Origin of the sequence: Streptomyces sp. NPDC015130, from assembly GCF_043080005.1 — a bacterium.
Classification (GTDB): Bacteria; Actinomycetota; Actinomycetes; order Streptomycetales; family Streptomycetaceae; genus Streptomyces.
The window spans coordinates 1-1,872 of the sequence record NZ_JBIBVC010000039.1 but is presented as its reverse complement, the minus strand read 5'-3'; the positions used below and the strand labels follow the sequence as shown (position 1 = coordinate 1,872).

The window sequence follows — 1,872 nt, the reverse complement described above, 5'->3', positions numbered from 1 at the left end:
CGCATCAGTGACCGCCCTCCTCAGGACCCTCGGCGAAGGCCTCCTCGACCTTCGCGATGTCGTCCGTACGCATCATCACGTGCACCAGGTCACCCTCCTGGAGCACCGTCTGAGAGGTGGGCAGAATCGCTTCGCCCAGTCGGGTGAGGAAGGCGACACGGACGCCGGTCTCCTCCTGGAGGCGGCTCACCTTGTGGCCGATCCAGGCGGGGGAGGTGTGCACCTCCGCGAGCTGCACGCCGCCGCTCGGGTCCCGCCACAGCGGCTCCGCGCCGGAGGGCAGCAGCCGCCGCAGCATCTGGTCGGCGGTCCAGCGGACCGTCGCCACCGTCGGGATCCCGAGGCGCTGGTAGACCTCGGCACGGCGCGGGTCGTAGATCCGTGCCGCCACGTTCTCGATGCCGAACATCTCGCGCGCGACCCGCGCCGCGATGATGTTCGAGTTGTCGCCGCTGCTCACCGCGGCGAAGGCACCCGCGTCCTCGATCCCGGCCTCGCGCAGCGTGTCCTGGTCGAAGCCCACACCCGTGACGCGACGGCCGCCGAAACCGGATCCCAGACGACGGAAAGCCGTCGGGTCCTGGTCGACGACCGCGACGGTGTGCCCCTGCTGTTCGAGGGTCTGCGCGAGAGCGGCTCCCACTCGCCCGCAGCCCATGATGACGATGTGCACGTCCCCTTACCCCGCACTCCTGATCGCCCTGCTGACCTGCGAAAACACCCTGCCCACAACTTTCCTCGCCCGATCGGCCCGGGCCGCGGCGGGCAACACCCTGCCGGGTTGCCCGGTCCGAGCTTATGCGGCAACGGTGGCGGGGACCGCATCAGAGGTGGTACTCAGGGAGATTCCGTGCTGATCGGGGGTGCCGGTGAGCATGGCGGATTTCGAACGCTTACGATCCTCTCCGTGTCCAAACTGACCGACGTGCCCAAACGGATCCTGATCGGGCGGGCCCTGCGCAGCGACAAGCTCGGGGAAACGCTCCTCCCGAAGCGGATCGCCCTCCCCGTCTTCGCCTCAGACCCGCTGTCCTCGGTGGCGTACGCCCCCGGCGAGGTGCTGCTGGTCCTCTCCGTCGCGGGACTGTCGGCGTACCACTTCAGCCCGTGGATCGCACTCGCGGTCGTCGTCCTGATGTTCACGGTCGTCGCCTCGTACCGGCAGAACGTGCACGCCTACCCGAGCGGCGGCGGCGACTACGAGGTCGCCAACACCAACCTCGGGCCGAAGGCCGGACTCACCGTGGCGAGCGCCCTGCTCGTCGACTACGTCCTGACCGTCGCCGTCTCGATCTCCTCGGGCATCGAGAACCTGGGCTCCGCGATCCCCTTCGTCGTCGAGCACAAGGTGGCCTGCGCCGTCGGCGTCATCGTCCTGCTGACGGTGATGAACCTGCGCGGTGTGAAGGAGTCGGGCAGCCTCTTCGCCATCCCCACGTACGTCTTCGTCGCCGGCGTCTTCCTCATGATCGCCTGGGGCGCGTACAAGGGGATCGTCCTCGACGAGACCATGAAGGCCCCCACCGCCGACTTCGAGATCAAGCCCGAGCACGAGGGGCTGGCCGGCTTCGCGCTGATCTTCCTCCTCCTCCGCGCGTTCTCCTCCGGCTGTGCCGCGCTCACCGGCGTCGAGGCGATCTCCAACGGCGTCCCCGCCTTCCGGAAGCCGAAGTCGAAGAACGCCGCGACCACGCTCGCCCTCATGGGCGGCCTGGCCGTCACCATGTTCTGCGGCATCATCTTCCTCGCCATGGCCACCGACGTCCGGATGGCCGAGAAGCCCGCCCAGGACCTCCTCCACAACGGAGTGCCGGTCGGCGAGAGCTACGTCCAGGACCCGGTCATCTCCCAGGTCGCCGCCGCCGTCTTCGG

2 protein-coding genes are annotated in these 1,872 nt (G+C 68.8%); one reads left to right on the top strand and one right to left on the bottom strand.

Translation table 11 applies throughout. The features are described 5' to 3' along the window. Positions 1 to 4 precede the first annotated feature (4 nt). Positions 5 to 673 (bottom strand): TrkA family potassium uptake protein, encoded by a 669-nt coding sequence (locus ACF08F_RS37665; RefSeq protein WP_024758514.1) that lies wholly within the window; start codon positions 671 to 673, stop codon positions 5 to 7. 234 nt (positions 674 to 907) lie between these two features. On the opposite strand from ACF08F_RS37665, the gene ACF08F_RS37660 reads away from it, so the two are divergent. Further along, positions 908 to 1,872, top strand: a 965-nt coding sequence (locus ACF08F_RS37660; protein WP_392303068.1) for an APC family permease, incomplete at its 3' end; no start/stop codon positions are given.